Source organism: Photobacterium sp. CCB-ST2H9 (genome assembly GCF_023151555.2).
In the GTDB taxonomy this organism is placed as follows: domain Bacteria; phylum Pseudomonadota; class Gammaproteobacteria; order Enterobacterales; family Vibrionaceae; genus Photobacterium.
The window spans coordinates 3451235-3473718 of the sequence record NZ_CP100425.1 but is presented as its reverse complement, the minus strand read 5'-3'; the positions used below and the strand labels follow the sequence as shown (position 1 = coordinate 3473718).

Genomic DNA, 22484 nt, shown 5'->3' with positions numbered 1-22484 from the left:
GTCCCTCAGTTTGATGCTTCTGTGTCATCAGGATAGCGGATATTGATAAACACCTGCTGCGAAATCAGTTCGCCCAGCAGCGCCAGCATCTCCGGGGTGGCCTGGCTCAGTGGTCGATGTTGTCGGGTCAGTTCGACCAGCGCCGTGCCTGCCGCTGTGGTGGTGATCACCCTGGGGCCGGACAACACGATGGCCGATTGCGGCTGTCGAATGTCCAGACGCTCCAGCGTGTCCAGATCATCGTCGCGAATCGCCTGCCACAATTGAGCAACCGCATAGTCACTGTCGAGCAGCCCGCAGCCGGAATTCGGAACCAGCCGAGCCTGTGCCAGCCGTGCTTCGGTCAGATCTTGCAGTTTCTCCAGCGGGAAATCCTGACCGGACGGCGTGAGCTGTGCAGCCCGGTCCACCAGCCATTCCAGCCGGGCCAGATCGGCCAGATACGGGACCGACTGGTGCAGTGCCTCCTGTGCGGCGATGGTGTTCTCAAGGCCGCATCCGTAATGGCTCACATCGCCCTGTTCAAGCGGGACTGTCAGAATGTGTTGCCGGACCAGTGCGGAAAAACATGCTTCTCCGACGACGGCTTTCACGGCCGGGTAGGTGGCTTCCAGCACTTCGGTCAGGCTGATAATGAAATTGTTGCGGTAGATCTGGAGTTGCTGTTCGGCACGCAAGGCATGTGGCGTGATGTGATCCGTGATTTCGCTGGGCTGGTAATGCAGGGCCCGGGCAAAGCTGGTTTGCAGTGTTGCCAGATCCGGCCCGTCAGGCTTGACGGCATTCATGCGAGACCTCCTGTGCTGTTTCGCGCAGGATCTGCCGGGCCTTGTCCGCTTCGCCGAGCAGAACCGCCAGCGGCGGAATGTCGAGATCCCATTCAATCAGGGTCGGGACGGCGCCGTGCTGACGGACCCAGTCGCGATATAGCTGCCACACCGGTTCGCTGACCGGGCGGCTGTGGGTGTCAATCCAAATCTCGCCCTGATCCAGTTTCCGGACCGTAAAACCGGCCAGATGAATTTCCTTCACCGCAGCCGGGTTGATGGCGTCGAGATAGGCCCTGCACTCAAAGCCGTGGTTAAAGCTGCTGACATAAATGTTGTTGAGATCGAGCAGCAGTCCGCAGCCGGTCTGTTGCTGGACCCGGCTCAGAAAATCCCATTCCGTATAGTCAGCATGACGGAAGCTGAGATAGCTCGACGGGTTTTCTACCAGTAGCTGGCGTCCGAGAGTGTCCTGGACCTGCGAGACTTTGTCGCAGACCACGTTCAGGGCTTCTTCGGTATATGGGATGGGCAATAAGTCGTTCAGGTACTGGCCGTTGACGGAACTCCAACTCAGGTGATCAGAGACAGCCATGGGGCAGAGGTCATCAACCAGATGCCTGAGCTGGGTCAGGTGACGGCGGTTGAGGGGATCGGCAGACCCCAGAGATAAGCCAATGCCGTGACAGCTGATCGGGAACTGTTCAGCAATCTGGCTGAGGGTCTGGCGTGCCGGACTCTCCGGGTTGAAGTAGTTTTCGCTGTGGACTTCCAGCCAGCCGACCGGAGGCTGTGCCATGTCGCGAAAAAGAGTCAGGTGGGGGGCTCTCAGGCCAACCCCAACCTGCTGAAAGGCGCAATCATTGGTCATGATTTGCTGCTTTGGGTGCTGCCGCCAGCCAGACGATCACACAGGCCTTTGGGCACCATGATAAATGCATCTTTCTGACCGTCCATTTTGGCGGTTCCGGCACAGGAGCCGGTTTTGGTGGCGCAGTCATTCTTTCCGGCTTTGGCGACGCCATAACATTTTTCTTTCGCACCGCTGTCAGCTGCGACGGCAGGGGCAGTACCAGCCAGGATCAGCAGGCCAGAGACAGCGGTGGCTAAGGCGAGATTGCTCTTTTTCATCATCATTCCTCTTGATATCAGACAGTTCAAATGTTGCGGTTTTCGAGCGTTAGTCCTGGAAGCTGAGGTGGAACGCATCAGGTGCTCTTATCCACTATAGAAAGGGAGGGGCTGAAAGAAATTTCAGACGAAGTGAATTTTTTCTGTGCGGCCGTTTTGTGCTGCAGTGGTGCTGACGTCGGAAAATTGAGGCTGACGGGCCGGACGAGACTCAGCATGAGACAGGGCGGGCATTCTCTGTCTGAGCTGTTATAATCACCGCCAGTGTATAAATAACCAGTAGAAAGGCGATGGACGTTTCACTCTTGTTAGATGGTCTCAATGACAAACAGCGCGAAGCGGTGGCGGCACCGCTGGGCAATCATTTGGTTCTGGCCGGGGCCGGCAGCGGAAAAACCCGGGTGCTGGTGCACCGGATTGCCTGGCTGCTGCGGGTCGAAGAAGCCTCGCCTTTCTCCATCATGTCGGTGACCTTCACCAACAAAGCCGCGGCAGAAATGCGCGGCCGGATCAACGCGCTGATGCAGGGAAACTGTGCCGGGATGTGGAACGGGACTTTCCATGGCCTGAGTCACCGCATGCTGCGCGCCCATTATCTGGATGCCAGGCTGCCGGAAGATTTCAATATCATCGATTCCGATGATCAGATGCGTCTGCTGCGCCGCCTGATCAAAGCGCAGAATCTGGACGAGAAACAGTGGCCAGCCCGTCAGGCGGCCTGGTATATCAACGGCAAGAAAGATGAGGGACTGCGTCCGTCGCATGTCGAGACCTTCAACGACCCGGTCGAGCAGACCTGGCTGCGCGTTTATACCGCCTATCAGGAAGCCTGTGACCGCGCCGGACTGGTCGATTTTGCCGAACTCTTGCTGCGTTCATTTGAACTGCTCAAGCACAACAAGCACATCCGCGAACATTATCAGGCCCGTTTCAAGCACATTCTGGTAGACGAGTTCCAGGATACCAACAACATTCAGTTTGCCTGGCTGCGCCTGATGGCGGGGCCAGAATGCCACGTGATGATCGTGGGCGATGACGATCAGTCGATTTACGGCTGGCGGGGCGCCAAAGTCGAAAATATTCAGCGTTTCCTGAAGGAATTCACCAGTGCGTCCAGTATCTTCCTGGAGCAGAACTACCGTTCGACCGGCAATATCCTGCAGGCGGCCAATGCGCTCATCGCCAATAACAATGAGCGGATGGGCAAGAATCTGTGGACCGAAGGCGGTGAGGGCGAAAAGATTTCAGTGTATTCCGCCTTTAACGAGCTGGATGAAGCCCGGTTTGTGGTCGGTAAGATCAAAGGCTGGCAGGACAGCGGCGGCGCACTGAATGACACGGCGATGCTGTACCGCAGCAATGCTCAGTCGCGGGTGCTGGAAGAGGCGCTGATTCAGGCCGGGATGCCTTACCGGATCTACGGCGGCATGCGTTTCTTCGAGCGTCAGGAAATCAAGGATGCGCTGTCTTATCTGCGCCTGATTGCCAACCGCGATGATGATACCTCGTTTGAGCGGGTGGTGAACACCCCGGCCCGGGGACTGGGAGAGCGGACGCTGGATACTATCCGGATGGCGGCCCGGGATCGCGGCACTACTCTGTGGCAGGCCAGTGTCGCTTTGCTGGATGAGAAAGTCCTGGCCGGCCGGGCTGCCAACTCACTGCGTCGTTTTGTGGAACTGGTCAATGCGCTGGAAGACGACACCCGGGAGATACAGCTGTATCAGCAGACCGATGAAGTGATCCGTTCGTCCGGACTGCGGGCAATGTATGAGCAGGAAAAAGGTGAGAAAGCGCAGGCCCGGATTGAAAACCTGGAAGAGCTGGTGACTGCCACCCGTCAGTTTGAGGTGCCGGAGGAAGCCGGGGAGATGAGTCCGCTGGCTGCGTTTCTGTCGCATGCGGCGCTGGAAGCTGGTGAAGGACAGGCCGATGATTTTGATGATGCGGTACAGCTGATGACGCTGCACAGCGCCAAAGGACTGGAATTTCCGATGGTGTTCATGGTGGGCGTGGAAGAAGGGATGTTCCCGAGTTTCCGCACCTCTGAAGAGCCGGGACGTCTCGAGGAAGAGCGTCGTCTGTGTTATGTCGGCATGACCCGTGCGATGGAAAAACTTTACATTACACACGCCGAGATGCGTCGTCTGTACGGTAAGGACAATTTCCACAAAGTGTCGCGTTTCGTGCGCGAAATTCCGGAAGAATTTGTCGAGGAAGTGCGGATGAAGGCACAGGTCTCCCGTCCGTCAACCGGTGGTCGATTCAGCCAGACGCAGGTCAACGAGAACTTCAATCAGACCGGTTTCAGCCTCGGGCAGCGGGTCCAGCACCCGAAATTCGGGGAAGGCACCATCATCAACTTTGAAGGCAGTGGTGCTCAGAGCCGGGTGCAGGTTGCTTTCAATGGTGAAGGAATCAAGTGGTTGGTGACTCAGTACGCCAAACTGGAAGCGATGTAAGTCATCACTGACTTATCTTAAAAATAAACGCGCCGTCTCCTCAGGAGGCCGGCGCGTTTTTGATCGCAGTCGCGGAATAAGGCCGCTTACTGCGCGACCACTTTGCCTTCCCGGCGTGGGTCGGCGGCCCCGTTCAGCTGGCCGCGGAACAGACCGATGGCCTGGACTCCGGAGTTCAGCGGTTTGATTTGGACTTCAAAGCCCAGTTTTTCCAGCTCCGGTGCCCAGCGCTCAGCACTGGTCCCCTGTTCCAGCTCAAACGGACCAAACCGGTTATTCATGTTCGGCAGATCAACCGCCTGCTGCAGGCTCAGTCCCCAATCGAGGTGGGCGACCAGCGTTTTGGCCACATAGCCGATGATCTGGCTGCCGCCCGGTGAACCGATGGCCAGTACCGGCTTGTCGTTTTTCAGCACGATGGTCGGTGCCATCGATGAACGCGGCCGTTTGCCCGGCTCGACCCGGTTGGCGATCGGCATGCCGTTGTCATGGGTGCTGAAGGAGAAGTCGGTCAGCTCGTTGTTGAGCAGGAAGCCGCGCACCATCAGGCGGGAGCCGAATCCGTTCTCAATGGTGGTGGTCATGGAGAGTACGTTTCTGTCTTTGTCGACGATCACCAGGTGACTGGTTGACGGCAGTTCAATCGCGTTATCCAGCCCGTAGTTCATGGCGTGAGACCATGGCGGTAAGCCGGCACTCACTTCCTTCAGCGCCTGATTGCTTTTCAGCAGGCCGGCGCGCTGTTGCAGGTAGTTTTTGTCCAGCAGCCCTTCGGTCGGCATCGGAACGAAATCACTGTCGGCCATGTAGCGGCCACGGTCGGCAAAGGCCAGCCGGGAAGCATCGCCAAGCAGATGCCAGCTCAGGGCTTTGTTCGGGCCCAGTTCTTTCATCGGGTAATGGCTGAGAATACCGAGGATCTGACCCAGTGTCAGTGCGCCGGAGCTGGGTGGTCCCATGCCGCAGACCTCGTACTGGCGGTAAGGGGCGCACACGGCCGGACGTTCTTTCACGGTGTAGGTGGCCAGATCCATGGTGTTCAGGACCCCCGGATTGCCCGTGGCTTGACGTACTGTTTTCACGATGTCTTTGGCGATGTCGCCGTGGTAGAAGGCACTGGCACCCCGTTCAGCAATTTGCTGCAAGGTATCGGTATAGGCCGGATTTTTCAGGGTATCACCGGCTTTCAGCGGCTGGCCGCCCGGGAAAAAATAAGCTTTGGTCGCCGGGAAGCGCTGCAGGCGTTCACTGTCTTCCCGGATCAGCTGCGCCAGACGCGGACTGACGGTAAAACCATCCCGGGCCAGTTTAATCGCCGGTTCGAACAGATCTTTCCACGGCAGTTTGCCTAAGCGCTGGTGGGTGTGCCACAGCAGCTTGACGGTGCCCGGGGTACCGACGGAACGCCCGCCGACCACCGCATCGTAAAAGGCCAGCGGTTTGCCGGATTCATCCTGGAACAGCTGAGGTGTGACTTCCGCCGGTGCCGTTTCACGGCCGTCGAAGGTTGTCAGGGCATCTTTCTCGCTGTCCCAGTACACCAGAAAAGCCCCGCCACCCAGGCCGGAGGACTGCGGTTCGGTCAGGCCCAGCACCAGCTGTGCAGCAATCATGGCATCAATAGCATTACCGCCTTTGGCCAGCATGGCGGCACCGGCATCACTGGCATAAGGGTTGGCCGTTGCAATCATCCAGTCTTTGCCCGTGACCTGGGCACTATGCTGTAAACCCGTGGCCCCTTCCGGGGCGACTAAATCGGTGGCTTGCTCGCTGAATGCCGGTGCGGTGAGCAGCAGGCCGGTCAGCGCCAGGGCAAGGGAGGTCCTTTTCATGGCAGATCCTTTTTAAAATTGTTGTGAATCAAGGGATAAGATTAGGTGTTTTATCACAGATTGCCCGTTGGGTTGAGCAATCTGTGACATGATCAGAAAAGCGGGGCGGGTTAAGCGAGCTGGGCTTTCTTGCGGTTGCGGCGGTGACCTGTGATGCCGTCGTAGCTGAACAGCACCAGTGCCAGCCAGATAAAGGCAAAGGTCAGACTCTTGTCAGCACTGAAAACCTCGCCGTACATGAAGACGGCCAGCAGGAACATCAGGCTCGGGCCGATGTACTGGAAAAAGCCCAGCGTCGAGAGTTTCAGCTTGGTCGCGGCGCCGGTAAAACACAGCAGCGGCAGCGTGGTGACGATCCCGGCAGCCATCAGCAGCAGGTTGGTGTTCATGCTGTTCTGGGTCCAGTCTGAGGTCGGGCTGTCGGCAAAGAAAAAGACATAGCCCATGGCCAGCGGCAGCAGAATGCTGGTTTCCATGAATAAGCCGGTCTGTGCATCCAGATTGACTTTCTTGCGTAGCAAACCGTAGAGACCAAAACTGCCCGCCAGCACTAGCGCCACCCAGGGCAGTGAGCCGAAATGGACAAGCTGGATCACGACGCCGCCGGCAGCCATCGCAACGGCCAGCCACTGCAGCGGCCGCAGGCGTTCCCCGAGGAAAATCATGCCCAGCAGGACATTGAGCAGCGGGTTGATGAAATAGCCCAGACTGGCATCCAGCATATAATTGCTGTTGACGGCCCAGATAAAAATCAGCCAGTTGCCGCCAATGACCACAGAGCTGGCCAGCAGCATCATGACAGCTTTCGGTTGCTTGAGGACCTGCCGGACTTTCCCCCAGCCCCGGCCGAGAAAAATCAGAGCAGCCAGGAAAAAGAAAGACCAGATAATGCGGTGGCTGATAATTTCAAAGGGGCTGACAGATTGCAGCTGTTTAAAGTAAATGGGTGCAATGCCCCACATGGTGTAGGCGGCCAGGGCCAGGATCACCCCGCGTTGGGTCGTTTTCGCTTGCTCGTCCATTGTATTCCAGTGTGTTGTGGTAAAGCGTTGGCAGAAGGCGGTGCAAAGACGCAGTGTCTGTTGGAACGGGCAGTATAATGCCAGCCAGCTGAAATTGACTAGTGACTTATTGGTGTTCAGTGCGGGTGGCTCCCATCCCGGATCTGATTGGTATAGAATAGCCGGCTGTGTCAATCAAGAGTGAAGTCATGTCTGCCTCAACCTCAGATCTCAGCCGCGCCGTCACGTCCGTCACCAGTACGCAGATCCTGCAGCAGGTGTTCGGTTATCAGTCTTTCCGGCCCGGCCAGCAGGCAGTCATTGACGCGGTGGCATCCGGGCGTGACTGCCTGGTGATCCTGCCGACCGGTGGCGGGAAGTCACTCTGTTACCAGATCCCGGCGCTGATGCGTGAGGGGCTGACACTGGTCATTTCGCCGCTGATTTCCCTGATGAAAGATCAGGTCGACCAGCTGCAGGCCAACGGGGTGGCTGCGGGCTGTCTCAACTCGACCATGACCCCGGAGGCGCTGCAGGCAACCTGGCAGGGCATGGCCGACGGCACACTCAAGCTGGTGTATGTCTCTCCGGAACGGGTCCTCAGTCGCGACTTTATTGACCGGCTCAGCGGTCTGCCGATCAGCCTGCTGGCGGTGGATGAAGCCCATTGTATTTCGCAGTGGGGGCACGATTTCCGTCCGGAATATGCTGCGCTGGGAACCCTGAAAGAACATTTTCAGCAGATGCCGGTCATTGCCCTGACGGCGACAGCGGATGACACGACCCGCCACGATATCACGAGCCGGCTGACACTCACCGATCCATTCATTCATCTGGGCAGTTTTGACCGTCCGAATATCCGCTATACCCTGCAGGAAAAATACAAACCGATGGCGCAGCTGGGACGTTTTCTGACCAGTGTGCGCGGTCAGAGCGGTATCATTTACTGTAACAGCCGCAAGAAGGTCGAGCAGGTGGCGGAAAAGCTTGCCGAGCAGGGGATTCGGGCTGCAGCCTACCATGCCGGTCTGGACCACGACGAGCGTATCCGCGTGCAGGAAGGTTTCCAGCGGGATGACATTCAGGTTGTGGCGGCAACCGTGGCTTTCGGGATGGGGATCAACAAGCCCAATGTGCGCTTCGTGGTGCACTTTGATATCCCGCGGAATATCGAATCTTATTATCAGGAAACCGGCCGTGCCGGGCGGGATGGCCTGGCGGCTGAAGCCGTGATGTTTTATGACCCGGCCGATCTGGCCTGGCTGCGCCGTTGTTTGGAAGAAAAAGACGACGGGCCGCAGAAACAGGTGGAAGGGCATAAGCTCAATGCCATGGGCGCTTTTGCCGAAGCACAGACCTGCCGGCGTCAGGTTCTGCTGCACTATTTTGGCGAGCACAGCGAACATGCCTGCGGCAACTGCGATATCTGCCTAGATCCGCCACAGCATTTCGAGGCCCTGGAAACGGCCCAGAAGGCCCTGTCCTGTGTCTACCGGGTCAACCAGCGTTTCGGCCTCCATCATGTGGTCGATGTGCTGCGTGGCCTGCAAAATGCCAAGGTGCGGGAGCAGGGACACGACAAGCTGAGTACCTATGGTATTGGCCGGGAGCACAGCCATGAATTCTGGGTCAGTATCCTGCGTCAGCTGATCCACCGCGGGTTCCTGTCTCAGAACATCGTGAATCATTCCACCCTGCAACTGACGGAAAAAGCCCGGGCTATTCTGCGCGGAGAAGCGTCCCTGCAACTGGCGGTGCCGCGGATTGACAGCAGCGCACGCAACTCACGGCCGGACAGCCGTCTCAAGCGCCAGTATGACAAGAAATTATTTTCCAAGCTGCGGATGGTTCGCAAAGCAATCGCCGATGAAGAATCGCTGCCGCCTTACGTCGTCTTCAACGATGCCAGTCTGATGGAAATGGCTGAGAGTCTGCCAACCTCGGAAGGGGAGTTACTGGCGGTGAACGGGGTCGGGCAGCGGAAGCTGGAAAAATACGGCAGGGTTTTTTTGTCGGTGATTGAAGAGCATCTGCTGGCGGCTGCAGAGTATTCTTGAGGAACGCAAAGTAAAAAAAACCGGACAATCGATGATTATCCGGCAGAGAGTGTAGCAGAAACAAAACGAGGGCTTTGTTCACTACAAAACAGCTTGCGTATTGGGGCGAGAATGCAATTCTTCGCCACGGTGTTGTGAGGCCTCCTGGCCATCAGCACAACACAGGCATCAGACCATGAAATTCACCCGGAAGCTATCGGTTGCTTATGCTTTGACACGCTAAGCAACACTTGGTTACATCAAACCGGATTTGTGTGCCGGAGACTGAAAAGGAAATCCTATGACTTTATCGACAGAGCCTTATTTGGGTGTGCGAGCGCTGGACCAGGAGCGCGGCTGCCTGCACCTGACTGCCCCGGAATTCGACTACGACAGTTTTGAAGAGCTGGCGCAATCTCTGGTGACGCTGCTCGATGCCAGTGTGGTGGAAAAAGAGGCCAATGCTGATTTGCATGTCTGGCTGATTGACTTTGAAGGCTGTCGTCTGATGCTGAAAGGGGAGCATTACAGTGCCAGCCTGTGGCTGGAAGCGCTGAGTCAGGACGACAGTGAAACGCTGGTGTTTCTTGCGGGCTGGTTGAAAAAGTTGACCCAGTAATCAAATTTTAACTGCAAACGTTTGCCATTGCCGTGCTGGCTTGGCAGTCGGATTGCTTACGGTATAATCAGCGCCTTTGGAGACAGCACTGTACAGAAAATGTGCTGTTGATTGTGTTGGGTTCCCTCGCCCCCATTTGACAAAAAGGTCTGTTTGATGACGACTTCTGCTTTTTCGCCGGCGCAGCAACGCCAGGCACTCTGGATTCTGGTTGCTTTCCATCTGGTGATCATTACCTCCAGTAACTACCTGGTTCAGATCCCCTTTACCCTGTTTGGTGTCCACACGACCTGGGGCGCTTTCACCTTTCCGTTTATTTTTCTGGCCACAGATCTGACGGTGAGAATTTACGGTGCGGCAATGGCGCGCCGGATCATCACCCGGGTCATGTTCCCGGCACTGGCGGTGTCTTATCTGCTGTCGGTGGTGTTCTATCAGGGGGCTTATCAGGGGCTGGCGCCGCTGGGTGAGTTCAATCTCTTTGTGGCCCGGATTGCGATCGCCAGCTTTATGGCCTATTTGCTCGGGCAGATTATGGACGTTTCAGTCTTCAGCCGCCTGCGACAGTGCCAGCAATGGTGGATTGCACCTGCCGCATCGACCGTGTTCGGCAATGCAATGGATACTGTCGCTTTCTTTGCCATCGCATTTTATCAGAGCCCGGATGCTTTTATGGCTGAACACTGGGTCGAGATTGCGCTGGTGGATTACGGGGTGAAATTGATCATCAGTCTGGGATTATTTGTGCCGATGTACGGTGTATTGCTGAACTATCTGGTGAAGCGCCTGACCCGGATGCAGGCCCAGCTTGAGCCCTCGCAGGGGCTGTCTTAAACTCAAAGCCGGCGACTGCCGGCTTTTTTCTTTCTGAATGGGAGTACCACAAGCTGTGATAAAGATACGTGAAGCCAGCCTGGCGGAAGCGGCTGAGGTCCTGGCCAGAATCAACGAACTTGATCAGCCGGAAACCGAGTCCAGTCTGGCAAGCCGGGTCCGGGGACGCAGCCCTTTGATCCTGATTGCTGAAAAGAACGGCATATTGCTCGGGGTGAAAATCGGTTATCGCCTGTCTGAAACCTGCTTTTACAGCTGGCTGGGCGGTGTGGTGCCGGAGGGCCGTCAGAATGGTGTGGCACAGGCACTGCTGTCAGCGCAGGAAAACTGGGTCCAGGCGCAGGGGTATGCGGAGCTGCGGGTGAAATCCCGTAACCGTTTTCCGGCTATGCTGCGTTTATTGCTGCGAAACGGCTATCAGATTGAGCATATGGAGAAGAAAGACGGGATTGAGGACTACCGGCTGCATTTCGTGAAGACCTGGAATGAATTTAAATGAAAATAATTCTCAAATAACACTTGAACCTTAAGTGAGAATAGTTATTATTAACTTGCTTTCAAGGAAAACTCACACCAGAGGATTTCTGTTTGATGGCACGACATTGCTCACATTGCTTCCAGTGTACTTTAGCGAAGGCGGGTATTGAGTGTAGGGCTGAATATTCTGCTGACTTTTGCTTAGCGGTGCTTGTTCTCAGGCGCCGCTTTTTCTTTTTTGGCAGCTCCGGATCTCAGGGTGAAAAGAGGTCGGGGAAGTCTTTGAAAAACTTAGTAAATGAAAATTATTCTCAATAAAGGCTTGCAAAGGTAATGAGAATGGTTATTATTAACTGGCGCTCAGCGAGGAACATCTTGTTATCCTTTCTCGTATGAAGGCACGACATTGCTCACATTGCTTCCAGTATACAGCTTGGGTTTGGTTTTTAGTGTAGGGCTGATAACCTCGACCGTTTCTGCTGAGCGGCGCTTGAATCAAGCGCCGCTTTTTCTTATTCAGGCCATTTTCACCAGCTGCTGCACCAGTTTATTGATCCCACTGGCGGCTTCAGAGATAGAACCTGCCAGCATGTAAGCCGGGCTGCTGAGCAGACTGCGTTCCTGATCCAGCACGAATTCATCCACAGGACAATCGATATGATCGCCGCCCATGGCCCGAAATGCACTGGCGACTTCTTTTTCATTACCGATGGTGCCTTTGGCGCCCTGACCGTAAATCTGAGGAATGAGAACCGGTGCAATACACAGATAACCGGCAGGTTTCTGCGCCCGGGCAAATTCCTGACAGGCACGTTTCACCTCTGGATGAATTTGGCAGTGGGCACCGTTGAACGCAAAATCTGACAGATTTTTTGCTGCGCCAAAGCCGCCGGGCAGCAATAATGCATCGAAGTCCCGGGCGCTGAGCTCGGCAACATCCTGGATCTGGCCCCGTGCAATCCGCGCAGCTTCAATCAGGACATTGCGTGTTTCGTTCATGGGCTCACCGGTCATATGGTTAATCACATGATGCTGTTCCATATTGGGTGCAAAGCAGTGCCAGCTGGCCCCAGCCTGTTCAATGGCATGTAATGCCAGAACGGCTTCATGGATCTCACTGCCGTCAAATACACCCGAACCGCTTAAAATGACTGCAACCTTCTTCATCTTGGCCTCCTTTTTGTTCAAAACTGAAGAAATTAACACCGCTTTGTCCGATTACACCGCCATCTGATAACTTTTTCCACATTTGATGATCATTTCAGGATCATGGATCCATTTTTGCTTTGCTAAATAAACCATTGATCTCAAATGACTAAAAATCGTTTTTCTGATCAAGAAGCAAAAATGATCTTCAGGCTCTCGGCAATAGTTAACAAACTTATCCACAGATCTCGGGCCAACAACAGGGAAAACTTCGGTTAACACTTGGCACGTCTCGTGGCATCCTAAGGTTCTGATCCTTTTATCTCCCAGATACTGATAATCCATTATGGCAACTATTCCAGAAAATCCACTGATCCTGATCGATGGCTCCTCGTATCTCTACCGTGCGTATCATGCCGCGCCTAACTTTACCAACTCTGACGGCGAACCGACCGGGGCGGTGTATGGTGTGGTGAATATGTTGCGGAGCATGCTGCGGCAGTTTGCCACAGAGCATATTGCTGTGGTGTTTGATGCCAAGGGCAAGACCTTCCGCGATGAGCTCTATCCCGAGTATAAAGCGCATCGGCCGCCGATGCCGGATGATTTGCGCGCTCAGATCGAACCTCTGCATGCCATTATCAAGGCCATGGGGCTGCCATTGATCTGTGAACCGGGTGTTGAAGCAGATGATGTGATCGGGACCCTGGCCTGTCAGGCGTCGCAGGCTGGCATGCCGGTTCTGATCAGCACCGGAGATAAAGACATGGCACAGCTGGTGGATGAGAATGTCACCCTGATTAATACCATGACCGGTGTCGTGATGGATCCCGAAGGCGTGCGTGAAAAGTTCGGGATTGGTCCGGAGCTGATCATCGATTATCTGGCACTGATGGGAGATAAAGTTGATAACATTCCGGGCGTTCCCGGGGTGGGCGACAAGACGGCTACCGCATTGCTGACTGGCATCGGCGGCCTGAAAGACTTGTATGACCATCTGGATGCAATTCCGGGATTGGGCTTCCGTGGCTCGAAAACCATGCCGAAAAAGCTGGAAGAACATCGTGATGCGGCCTTTATGTCTTACGAACTGGCGACGATCAAGCTGGACGTCGCACTGGAATTCGGCCCGCAGGATCTGCAAAAAGGCACGCCGGATACGGATGAGCTGACCCGTCTGTTCGGCAAGTTACAGTTCCGTCGCTGGCTGGCAGAAATGCTGGACGGCAGTGACGGCCGCATTGTTGCGGACAGCGCGGCCAGCCCGGTCAGTGAGGAAGCGGCGCCGTCGAAGTCACCGGCACCTGTGATTGATCGCAGTGGCTATGAAGTGGTGCTGGATGAAGCTCGCTTCCTGGAGTGGCTGGATATTCTGAAACAGGCTGAAGTCTTTGCCTTTGATACCGAAACCGACAGTCTGGATTACATGATCGCCAATCTGGTCGGGCTGTCCTTTGCGGCTGAAGAAGGCCAAGCGGCTTATGTGCCGGTTGCACATGACTATCTGGACGCACCGGCACAACTGGATCGCGACTGGGTGATTGCGCAGCTGAAGCCATTACTGGAAGATCCGGCACAGGCGAAAGTCGGTCAGAACCTGAAATATGATGCCAGTGTACTGGCCCGTTACGGCGTCGACATGCAGGGGATCCGTTTCGACACCATGCTGGAGTCTTATGTCTATAACAGCGTGGTCGGCCGCCATGATATGGACAGCCTGTCGCTGCGTTATCTGGAGCACAAGACCATCAGTTTCGAAGAGATTGCCGGCAAAGGGAAGAAACAGCTGACGTTCAATCAGATCGATCTTGAACAGGCTGGCCCATATGCGGCGGAAGACGCAGACATTACCTTGCGCCTGCATCATTTGCTGATCGGGAAGCTGAATGTCGACCCGAAACTGAAACATGTACTGGAAGACATTGAGATGCCACTGGTGCCCGTGCTGTCGCGTATGGAGCGGACCGGTGTCTTGCTGGATGTGAACAAGCTGGCGAAACAGTCGCAGGAAATCGCAGTTCGTCTCGATGAGCTTCAGACTCAGGCTTATGAGGTCGCCGGGGAAGAATTCAATCTCTGTTCGCCGAAACAGTTGCAGGCGATTTTGTTTGAGAAAATGGGCCTGCCGGTTCTGAAGAAGACGCCGTCCGGCACTCCGTCGACCAACGAAGAAGTGTTACAGGAGCTGGCGCTGGATTACCCGCTGCCGAAGCTGATTCTGGAACACCGTGGTCTGGCGAAACTGAAATCAACCTATACCGACAAGCTGCCCCGGATGATTAATCCGGAAACCAAGCGTGTGCACACGTCTTACCATCAGGCAGTGGCGGCCACGGGGCGCCTGTCGTCGACTGATCCGAACCTGCAGAACATTCCGATCCGGAACGAGGAAGGCCGCCGTATTCGTCAGGCCTTTATTGCGCCGGAAGGATATCAGATCCTGGCTGTGGACTATTCACAGATTGAGCTGCGGATTATGGCGCACCTTTCTGGCGATAAAGCCCTGCTGGAAGCGTTCCGGGAAGGAAAAGATATCCACGCCGCAACGGCTGCCGAAATCCTGGGTATCGCTATCGATGAGGTGACCAGTGAACAGCGCCGTCGTGCAAAAGCGATCAACTTTGGTCTGATCTACGGGATGAGTGCGTTTGGTCTGGCCAAACAGCTGGGGATGGGCCGTAATGAGGCGCAGGAGTATATGAATGTGTACTTCGAGCGTTACCCGGGAGTTCTGGAATATATGGAAAGTACCCGAACCCATGCCAGTGAACAGGGGTATGTGGAAACACTGTTCGGCCGTCGTCTTTACCTGCCGGATATTCAATCGCGTAATGCGATTCGCCGGAAAGCAGCAGAGCGGGCGGCAATTAACGCACCGATGCAGGGCACGGCAGCGGATATTATTAAACGCGCCATGGTTGCCGTTGATGCCTGGGTTCAGACACAGGATAGTGTTCGTCTGCTGATGCAGGTGCACGATGAACTGGTCTTTGAAGTGAAAACTTCAGAGCTGGATCGTGTGGCGAAGTCGGTTTGTGAGCTGATGGAAGCTGCAGCTGAACTCGATGTGCCGCTGATTGCTGAGGCAGGCAGTGGTGACAACTGGGATCAGGCTCATTAATTTGTGAGATTCATCCCTGTAATTCAATTATCAAAAACCAGCCATTTGGCTGGTTTTTTTTAATCTGGATCGGGGTTTAGCGTGCTGATGTAAAACTTAATTACGTGATGAATGAAAAAAAATTACGGAAAAGGGTTTTCATTTCTGCACAATTGATATACAGTTAGCGGCGTAGGGTACAGAGGTAAGATGTTCTATCTTTCAGACCTTTTGTTTCACGTTATTGGATTTGGCTGATTCAGCCGCCCTGATCGCTTTGGTCAGGGCGTTTTTATTTCTGGCCCGAAATTTTTCCCGCATATCTTTTCTCCGCTGTCTGCGAACTGACGTCTCCGATTAATATTGAACGACATTGCCTGTTTTCACTGACAAAAGCACTGTGACCACGACGAATCCTCTTCCGCTTTGACCATTCAAACTGTGACGATCCTGCCAAGTGGTGAGCGGGCAGGGCATGATACGACATAAAATTAGAGTAATTACTTTAACTTGTGATTCCGGAAGGTTATACTCAAGTCTGCTTCTTGTTCATATTTGTCTGGCTGTATTTCATTTGTGACAGTCGACCTATCCATGATCAGCCACTCTTGATTTGAGTGGCTTTTTTTTGTCTGTTTGCCATCCATTGTGTAATAAAATTCCAAGTGAACATGGCTGCATAGCTTTGTCTATGCAAACTTAATTTGCAGAATGAAACAATAGGCATTGAATTTGGGCTGAATGGGGTAAAAAAGGAAGTTAACAATGGGAAGGGCTAAGGAATATCTGGCATCAGGGAGAAAAAAATAACCAGATTACGGATAAAAAACTTGCGTTGAGGGGTTAAATCATTAATCCTTTCTGGACAAATATAAAAACCTCCTATTTCTCTCCCGTTGCCCCATCGTTCAGGTGGGGTCATTTTTATCTGGTATCTCTGACACAGTATTTGTACGGACAGATAATGATGCCTGTGACGGTTTCCTGCCTGGCTTCGGGCCAGGCAGGAAGACAAATTATTCTGAAGCGGCGTTATGATTCAGGCCGTCAATGTCTTCGTCCTGATCGGCTTCGAGCAGTGCTTGCTGACGGGCCAGTTCCGGGGCAAACCAGATGTCCAGTTTGCGGCGAACCTGATCCACACCAATCCCTTTCAGTGCAGAGAAGCATTCCACTTCGACATCGCCGCCAAAAGCCAGAGCTGCTTCACGGATTTTCAGCAGCTGCGCTTTGCGGGCACCGCTTTTCAGTTTGTCGGCTTTGGTCAGCAGAACCAGAACAGGCAAACGGCTCTCGACGGCCCAGTAAATCATTTGCTGATCGAGATCTTTCATCGGGTGGCGGATATCCATCAGAACGACAAGACCCTGCAGGCATTCACGCTTTTGCAGATACTCACCCAGCGCCGCCTGCCACTTCTGCTTCATCTCCAGCGGAACCTGCGCGTAGCCGTAGCCCGGCAGGTCGATCAGGTTGCAGCCCGTGCGGACTTCAAACATGTTGATCAATTGGGTCCGGCCTGGTGTTTTTGAGGTCCGTGCCAGACTTTTCTGATCTGTCAGACGATTCAAAGCACTTGATTTACCAGCATTTGATCGGCCAGCAAATGCAATCTCAACTCCCTTGTCCATGGGAAGGTGGCGGATATCCGGGGCACTGGTAATAAAATGGGTTTGTCTGTAGTTGAGAGGGGAATTCACTGTTAACTCCGTCAAGTCTTCTGGTCGTCGACTAATTACTTTTATGCGAAAGTGTGTAAAATGTAGCACTAACCCTGCTTGGTTGATGGTGCATTGTATACCATGTTGCTGAGCAATACTTGTGGTACTGGAAGCTCAATAATTATAAACGGAATGTCATGAAGAAATTAGCATTGATATTTACACTTCTTGCCAGTTGCACAAGCTGGGCCCAGGGAGATGTTGAAGCTGGAAAAGCAAAAGCAGCGACATGCGCAGCATGTCATGGCGCTGACGGTAAAGGTATCACCGGACAATACCCCAACCTTGCGGGTCAGCACCCACGTTATCTGGAGAAACAGCTGAAGGAATTCAAGCTGGGGATGACAACGGGTGGTGAACAGGGGCGTAATGATCCTGTGATGGGCGGCATGGCGATGCCACTGTCTGAAGAAGACATGGCGGATCTGGCGGCTTACTTTGGTTCCTTACCTGCGGTAGAAGGCACCACCACAGAAGGCTCGATCGCAATTGGTCAGCAGCTGTACCGTGTGGGTGATGCTGAACGTGGTATTACGGCCTGTACGGCGTGTCACGGTCCTCGCGGTAATGGTACCAGCTTGTCTGGTTTCCCGGACATCTCCGGGCAAAACGCGGATTACATCAAGAAACAACTGACAGCTTTCCGCGATGGCCAGCGTAGTAACGATATGAACGCAATGATGCGCTCTGTTGCCGCGAAACTGAGTGACAAGGAAATCGACGCCCTGTCACATTATATTGGCGGTCTTCACTGATCCCGACTTCAGTATCGCAAGCAGTAACAAGCGACAAAAGGCAGCTCAGGCTGCCTTTTTTATTCGTCGAGCTTTGTGATTGTCCGTCGTACTCGGGATAGTGCTCTGATTGCTGCCTGTGGATGAAGCAGGCTGTCCATTTCTCAATCGGAACAGGTCTGGTATGATACGCGGCTTGATTTTGAGCGTCGGAACCCAGGAGAAGCTGATGACGGCCTGTACCTTATGCGGTGCATCTGCCTTGCCATATCATGAAGATCGCCGTCGCGGATATCTTCAGTGTCAGGCGTGTCACCTGATTTTTGCCGATCCGGCCTCGCATTTGTCCCCGTCGCAGGAGAAGGCAGTCTACGATCAGCATGAAAACCATGTTGAGGATGAAGGCTACCGTGGTTTTCTGGATCGTCTGGCGACGCCGCTGAAAGCGCGTCTGCCGGAAGGCAGCCTCGACGGGCTGGATTTTGGCTGCGGCCCCGGTCCGGCCCTGGCCGCGATGTTTCGTGAGCAGGGGCACCGGATTGCTGTCTATGATCCTTATTATGCCCCGGACAACAGCGTGCTTGAGCGTCAGTATGACTTTGTCACCTGTACCGAGGCCATTGAACACTTTTATACCCCGGCCCGCGAATGGCAGTTGTTGCTGTCGCTGGTGAAACCGGGAGGCTGGCTGGGACTGATGACCAAACTGGCCACAGATGTCGAGGCATTCAGCCGCTGGCATTATAAAAATGATCCCACCCACGTCAGCTTTTTCAGCCGGGAGACCTTTCGTTTTCTGGCCGAGCGTGATGGCCTGACGGTGGAATTTGTTGGAAACGATGTAATTATGCTGAGGAAAAATCAGTCATGACCCGTAAGAAAAGAAGCCGTAAACCTGGCTCAGAAGGCCCGGCGCAGTACGTAGAAAAAAGTGTCAGCCAGATGGATCTGGATGGCCGTGCCCGTCAGAAAGCCCGCAAGCGCAAAGGGTTGAAGGCCGGCAGCCGTCATTCTGAAGGCGGTGCTGAGTATGGCAGCCGACAGGGTCAGGCCAGAGATCCTCGCCATGGTAGCAAAAAACTGGTGCCGCTGACTGTCGAGCCGAAACCAACCAAACAGGTTCGCCGCATGAATGCTGAGCAGGAACTGGCGATGCTGGAGAATGATCCGCAACTGATGGCGTTGCTGGACCGCCTCGATGCCGGTGAAAAGCTGGGTGCCGGTTTGCAGAAGCAGGTTGATCAGAAACTCGACCGCATCGAGCAACTGATGAAACAGCTGGGTCTGTACGAGGAAGACGTGGCTGCAGATGATGAAATCGCGATCGGTGATACCCGCAGCGAGGAAGATCTGCTGGATGACTTTGAAAATGCCCGTTGGGACGATTTCGATAAGGAGTAAGCCTTGCAGGATCTGAAACTCTGGCTGCTGGTGGCAGGAAGCCTGATTGTACTGGCACTGGCGTCTTATGCCGGTTATCTGTTGTACCAGCTGTATCTGCAGAAGCAGCGTCATCAAGCCTTTATTGCCCGTGCTGAAGCGCAACAGGCAGAGGCGATTGTGCAGCGCAATACCAATATTCTTGAAAGTGTCTATATCATTGCCGAAGCCGGAAAGCAGGAACAATGTGACATGTCGGAAATTGCCATCCGGCTGTATAAGCTGATGACGGTATTGCAGGCTGAGCGCAGCGTGAATTTTTCTGCCCAGTATCCGGCACTTTATGAGCTGTATACCGTGGTGGAAGAGATGCCGCGCGGCGATGAGCGCAAAGCCATGCCGAAACAGGATCGGATGAGGGACGATATGGTGCGGATGAAAGCTGAATCCCGTTTGTTCGACGCCATTCAGCAGGAGTTAGCTCAGATTCTGGCGCAGAAAGCCTGATTGAAAAGCTCGATGATGACCATGAACCCGGTGGATTTATTTGTCCCCGGGTTTTTTTGTATATCGGCCTGATGAATGCGTGCTGTCTTTGTGATCGATCAAAAAGGAGGGCGTTAGCCCGTGTTAGCTTAGCCGATTGACTAATTCGAGCGTCAGTGAGGTAAAGCAGCATGACACAGCCAGCCATGATTTGGGATCAGGCCCTGATTGAAAAGTACAATTATTCCGGTCCGCGCTATACCTCTTATCCGACCGCACTCGAGTTCCAGCCTGACTTCACCGTTGCCGATTTTGAAGCGGCCTGTCAGCGCTATCCCGATCGGCGTTTATCGCTTTACGTCCATATTCCGTTCTGCCACACCCTCTGTTATTACTGCGGTTGTAATAAAGTCATTACCCGTCATGCCCATAAAGCGGATATTTATCTGGCGGCACTGGCGCTGGAAATTCGTCAGCGAGCGGCGCTGTTACAAGGCCGGGAGGTGAGTCAGCTTCATCTCGGCGGCGGAACCCCGACGTTTCTGACGGCTGCGCAGATCACCCGCCTGATGACGATGCTCCGCGAGTCGTTCAACATTCTGCCTGATGCGGAAATCAGTATTGAAGTGGACCCGCGCCGCATGGAACTGACCATGCTGGATCATCTGCGCGCAGAAGGGTTCAACCGTCTCAGCATCGGGGTGCAGGATTTTGATAAAGAAGTTCAGCAACTGGTCAACCGGGAGCAGGACAAGGATTTCATTGAAGCGCTGGTGATCCGTGCCCGTACGCTGGGATTCCGCTCAACTAACCTGGATTTAATTTACGGATTGCCCAAGCAAAATAACGAACGATTTGTCAAAACCCTGGAACAGGTGCTGGCGATGCAGCCGGGCCGGCTGTCGGTGTTTAACTATGCTCACATGCCGTCGCTGTTCGCGGCGCAGCGTAAGATTAAAGATGCGGATTTACCGGCGCCTGCCGAAAAGCTGGCGATGCTGCACAGCACGATTACCACCCTGACGGGGGCCGGTTATCAGTTTATCGGGATGGATCATTTCGCTTTGCCGGATGATGAACTGGCCGTTGCACAGCGCGAAGGCAAGCTGCACCGCAATTTTCAGGGGTACACGACGCAGGGCGACTGCGATCTGCTCGGATTGGGCGTGTCGGCGATTTCCATGATGGGGGACAGTTATGCCCAGAATCAGAAAGAGCTGAAAGCGTATTATGCCGAGATTGAGACCCAGCAGCATGCCTTGTGGAAAGGCGTAAACCTCAATGCGGATGACCTGCTGCGCCGGGAAGTGATTAAAACTCTGATTTGTCAGTTCGAACTCTCAACAACCGACATCGAGCAGCGCTACGGGATCTGCTTTGCAGACTACTTTGCGGAAGATTTGGCGTTGTTACAGACCTTCATTGAGGATGGTCTGGTCACGGTGACGCCGGACCGGATTCAGGTCGCGCCGAAAGGCCGGTTACTGATCCGCAATATTTGCATGTGTTTTGATGTGTATCTGCGCCAGCGTGCCCGTCAGCAACAGTTTTCCCGGGTGATTTAAGTCCCGTTTCCGCTGAGTGATTTATGTATAAAAGAACGCCCCGGACTGGATGCCAGCCGGGGCGTTTTTCATGATGAAGCTATGGGTTTATGATGAAGCGACGGGTTTGAGATTAACGATTCGCAGCCATCTCACGCAGTGCATTTTTCTCGCTGTCAGACAGAAACGCCAGCTCCAGACCGTTGATCTGCGCCTGACGGATTTGATCCTGAGTCAGACCGGCCTGTGGTGCCGCGACTTCGTACTCGTAAGGCAGCTCGATGCCTTCCACAGCCGGGTCGTCGGTGTTCAGACAGGCCAGGATACCGTGATCCAGGAATTGCTTGATCGGGTGTGCGGTCAGGCTGGCGACGGTGCTGGTCTGGATGTTTGAGGTCAGGCACGACTCAATCCCGATCTTGTGCTCGGCCAGATAGTCCATCAGCTTGGCATCTTCGACCGCTTTCACACCGTGGCCAATCCGGACGGCGCCCAGCTCCTGAATGGCTTGCCACATGCTCTCAGGACCTGCGGCTTCACCAGCGTGAACCGTCACCTGAAGACCTGCATCGCGTACTTGCTTGAAGTGACCGACAAACTGATTGCCTGGCTGGCCCAGCTCATCACCGGCCAGATCGACTGCCACCAGATGGTCTTTCTGGGTCAGCAGCGCATCCAGTTCCTGCTGACAGGCTTGGATACCAAAGGTACGGCTCATAATGCCGATCAGATTGGCTTTGATGCCAAAGTCGCGGCAGCCGGCTTTGACGCCGTCAACAACAGCTTCGACCACACCCGCTACCGGCAGATTGTGCTTCATTGCCATGTAGTAAGGCGAGAAACGCAGCTCTGCGTAATCGATCTGTGCGTTCAGTGCGTCTTCAACGTTCTCATACGCAACACGGCGGCAGGCTTCCAGATCGCCCAGTACCGCCACTCCCCAGTCCAGTTTGGACAGGAAAGCAACCAGACTCGGCTCGGCTTCAACGATCTGAACGTGCGGACGCAGTGATTCAAGGTCATTGGCAGGCAGGGTCATGCCAAACTGCTGGCCCAGCTCAAGGATGGTCTGAATACGGATGTTTCCGTCAAGGTGACGGTGCAAATCAGTCAATGGCAGGTGTTTGTGAATCATGATGATGGTATCCCGGAAAAACTGTAGCCTCAGTATAAGCAAAGAACGGAAGACAATCATTACCGGGCTGGGGGAGGAT

Annotated in this window: 19 protein-coding genes; 11 read left to right on the top strand and 8 right to left on the bottom strand. The window is 54.3% G+C overall.

All coding sequences use genetic code 11. The annotated features are described in order from the left end of the window. Positions 1–5 precede the first annotated feature (5 nt). Genes L4174_RS15985 through L4174_RS15975 form a run of 3 tightly spaced genes read right to left on the bottom strand, consistent with a single transcriptional unit; the run spans position 6 to position 1898 of the window. Positions 6–788: a DNA-binding domain-containing protein gene (locus L4174_RS15985; protein WP_248144647.1), complete on the bottom strand. Its 783-nt coding sequence runs from the start codon at positions 786–788 to the stop codon at positions 6–8. Further along, entirely contained in the window at positions 769–1638 is an 870-nt protein-coding gene (locus L4174_RS15980; RefSeq protein ID WP_248144648.1) for a DUF692 domain-containing protein, read from the bottom strand. The genes L4174_RS15985 and L4174_RS15980 overlap by 20 nt, the downstream gene beginning before the upstream one ends. After that, positions 1635–1898: a DUF2282 domain-containing protein gene (locus tag L4174_RS15975; RefSeq protein WP_248144649.1), complete on the bottom strand. Its 264-nt coding sequence runs from the start codon at positions 1896–1898 to the stop codon at positions 1635–1637. The genes L4174_RS15980 and L4174_RS15975 overlap by 4 nt, the downstream gene beginning before the upstream one ends. 290 nt (positions 1899–2188) lie before the next feature. On the opposite strand from L4174_RS15975, the gene uvrD reads away from it, so the two are divergent. Further along, positions 2189–4360: a DNA helicase II gene (gene uvrD, locus L4174_RS15970; protein WP_248144650.1), complete on the top strand. Its 2172-nt coding sequence runs from the start codon at positions 2189–2191 to the stop codon at positions 4358–4360. Between the two features lie 86 nt (positions 4361–4446). Here uvrD and ggt read toward each other — a convergent pair whose 3' ends face one another. Together ggt and rarD are read right to left on the bottom strand one after the other, a co-directional pair. Beyond that, complete coding sequence (ggt, locus tag L4174_RS15965) at positions 4447–6192, bottom strand: gamma-glutamyltransferase (RefSeq protein WP_248144651.1); 1746 nt, start codon at positions 6190–6192, stop codon at positions 4447–4449. Positions 6193–6302: 110 nt separating this feature from the next. Continuing rightward, positions 6303–7214: an EamA family transporter RarD gene (rarD, locus tag L4174_RS15960; RefSeq protein WP_248144652.1), complete on the bottom strand. Its 912-nt coding sequence runs from the start codon at positions 7212–7214 to the stop codon at positions 6303–6305. A 188-nt stretch (positions 7215–7402) separates the two neighbouring features. On the opposite strand from rarD, the gene recQ reads away from it, so the two are divergent. From recQ to L4174_RS15940, 4 genes are all read left to right on the top strand, one after another. After that, positions 7403–9250, top strand: a complete 1848-nt coding sequence (gene recQ, locus L4174_RS15955; protein WP_248144653.1) for an ATP-dependent DNA helicase RecQ — start codon at positions 7403–7405, stop codon at positions 9248–9250. Between the two features lie 280 nt (positions 9251–9530). Next, positions 9531–9848 (top strand): DUF3630 family protein, encoded by a 318-nt coding sequence (locus L4174_RS15950; RefSeq protein ID WP_248144654.1) that lies wholly within the window; start codon positions 9531–9533, stop codon positions 9846–9848. Positions 9849–10004: 156 nt separating this feature from the next. Then, the gene (locus L4174_RS15945) at positions 10005–10682 is read left to right on the top strand and encodes a 7-cyano-7-deazaguanine/7-aminomethyl-7-deazaguanine transporter (protein ID WP_248144655.1); all 678 of its coding nucleotides are present in this window, start codon (positions 10005–10007) and stop codon (positions 10680–10682) included. Between the two features lie 58 nt (positions 10683–10740). Beyond that, positions 10741–11181, top strand: a complete 441-nt coding sequence (locus tag L4174_RS15940; protein WP_248144699.1) for a GNAT family N-acetyltransferase — start codon at positions 10741–10743, stop codon at positions 11179–11181. A 494-nt stretch (positions 11182–11675) separates the two neighbouring features. Here L4174_RS15940 and elbB read toward each other — a convergent pair whose 3' ends face one another. Then, on the bottom strand, positions 11676–12326 hold the full coding sequence (gene elbB, locus L4174_RS15935) for an isoprenoid biosynthesis glyoxalase ElbB (RefSeq protein WP_248144656.1): 651 nt from the start codon (positions 12324–12326) through the stop codon (positions 11676–11678). A gap of 325 nt (positions 12327–12651) precedes the next feature. Between elbB and polA the strand changes: the two genes are divergently transcribed. Further along, positions 12652–15426, top strand: coding sequence for a DNA polymerase I (gene polA, locus L4174_RS15930; RefSeq protein ID WP_248144657.1), 2775 nt, complete (start codon positions 12652–12654; stop codon positions 15424–15426). 995 nt (positions 15427–16421) lie between these two features. On the opposite strand, the gene yihA is transcribed toward polA, so the two are convergent. After that, positions 16422–17105 (bottom strand): ribosome biogenesis GTP-binding protein YihA/YsxC, encoded by a 684-nt coding sequence (yihA, locus tag L4174_RS15925; RefSeq protein WP_248144658.1) that lies wholly within the window; start codon positions 17103–17105, stop codon positions 16422–16424. A 158-nt stretch (positions 17106–17263) separates the two neighbouring features. Between yihA and L4174_RS15920 the strand changes: the two genes are divergently transcribed. The 5 genes from L4174_RS15920 to hemN all read left to right on the top strand — a co-directional run bounded on the left by L4174_RS15920 (position 17264) and on the right by hemN (position 21291). Further along, positions 17264–17881, top strand: coding sequence for a cytochrome c (locus L4174_RS15920; RefSeq protein ID WP_248144659.1), 618 nt, complete (start codon positions 17264–17266; stop codon positions 17879–17881). Between the two features lie 208 nt (positions 17882–18089). Beyond that, the gene (locus L4174_RS15915; protein WP_248144660.1) at positions 18090–18731 is read left to right on the top strand and encodes a class I SAM-dependent methyltransferase; all 642 of its coding nucleotides are present in this window, start codon (positions 18090–18092) and stop codon (positions 18729–18731) included. Beyond that, positions 18728–19261, top strand: coding sequence for a Der GTPase-activating protein YihI (gene yihI / locus L4174_RS15910; protein WP_248144661.1), 534 nt, complete (start codon positions 18728–18730; stop codon positions 19259–19261). The genes L4174_RS15915 and yihI overlap by 4 nt, the downstream gene beginning before the upstream one ends. Positions 19262–19264: 3 nt before the next feature. Continuing rightward, the gene (locus tag L4174_RS15905) at positions 19265–19747 is read left to right on the top strand and encodes a DUF2489 domain-containing protein (protein WP_248144662.1); all 483 of its coding nucleotides are present in this window, start codon (positions 19265–19267) and stop codon (positions 19745–19747) included. 170 nt (positions 19748–19917) lie between these two features. Beyond that, positions 19918–21291, top strand: coding sequence for an oxygen-independent coproporphyrinogen III oxidase (gene hemN / locus L4174_RS15900; protein WP_248144663.1), 1374 nt, complete (start codon positions 19918–19920; stop codon positions 21289–21291). Between the two features lie 112 nt (positions 21292–21403). Here hemN and add read toward each other — a convergent pair whose 3' ends face one another. Continuing rightward, positions 21404–22405 (bottom strand): adenosine deaminase, encoded by a 1002-nt coding sequence (gene add / locus L4174_RS15895; protein ID WP_248144664.1) that lies wholly within the window; start codon positions 22403–22405, stop codon positions 21404–21406. Positions 22406–22484 lie beyond the last annotated feature (79 nt).

Coding starts and splice junctions, on each gene's coding strand:
- L4174_RS15985 (WP_248144647.1), bottom strand. CDS start 788: ATGAATGCCGTCAAGCCTGACGGGCCGGATCTGGCAACACTGCAAACC.
- L4174_RS15980 (WP_248144648.1), bottom strand. CDS start 1,638: ATGACCAATGATTGCGCCTTTCAGCAGGTTGGGGTTGGCCTGAGAGCC.
- L4174_RS15975 (WP_248144649.1), bottom strand. CDS start 1,898: ATGAAAAAGAGCAATCTCGCCTTAGCCACCGCTGTCTCTGGCCTGCTG.
- uvrD (WP_248144650.1), top strand. CDS start 2,189: ATGGACGTTTCACTCTTGTTAGATGGTCTCAATGACAAACAGCGCGAA.
- ggt (WP_248144651.1), bottom strand. CDS start 6,192: ATGAAAAGGACCTCCCTTGCCCTGGCGCTGACCGGCCTGCTGCTCACC.
- rarD (WP_248144652.1), bottom strand. CDS start 7,214: ATGGACGAGCAAGCGAAAACGACCCAACGCGGGGTGATCCTGGCCCTG.
- recQ (WP_248144653.1), top strand. CDS start 7,403: ATGTCTGCCTCAACCTCAGATCTCAGCCGCGCCGTCACGTCCGTCACC.
- L4174_RS15950 (WP_248144654.1), top strand. CDS start 9,531: ATGACTTTATCGACAGAGCCTTATTTGGGTGTGCGAGCGCTGGACCAG.
- L4174_RS15945 (WP_248144655.1), top strand. CDS start 10,005: ATGACGACTTCTGCTTTTTCGCCGGCGCAGCAACGCCAGGCACTCTGG.
- elbB (WP_248144656.1), bottom strand. CDS start 12,326: ATGAAGAAGGTTGCAGTCATTTTAAGCGGTTCGGGTGTATTTGACGGC.
- polA (WP_248144657.1), top strand. CDS start 12,652: ATGGCAACTATTCCAGAAAATCCACTGATCCTGATCGATGGCTCCTCG.
- L4174_RS15920 (WP_248144659.1), top strand. CDS start 17,264: ATGAAGAAATTAGCATTGATATTTACACTTCTTGCCAGTTGCACAAGC.
- L4174_RS15915 (WP_248144660.1), top strand. CDS start 18,090: ATGACGGCCTGTACCTTATGCGGTGCATCTGCCTTGCCATATCATGAA.
- yihI (WP_248144661.1), top strand. CDS start 18,728: ATGACCCGTAAGAAAAGAAGCCGTAAACCTGGCTCAGAAGGCCCGGCG.
- hemN (WP_248144663.1), top strand. CDS start 19,918: ATGACACAGCCAGCCATGATTTGGGATCAGGCCCTGATTGAAAAGTAC.
- add (WP_248144664.1), bottom strand. CDS start 22,405: ATGATTCACAAACACCTGCCATTGACTGATTTGCACCGTCACCTTGAC.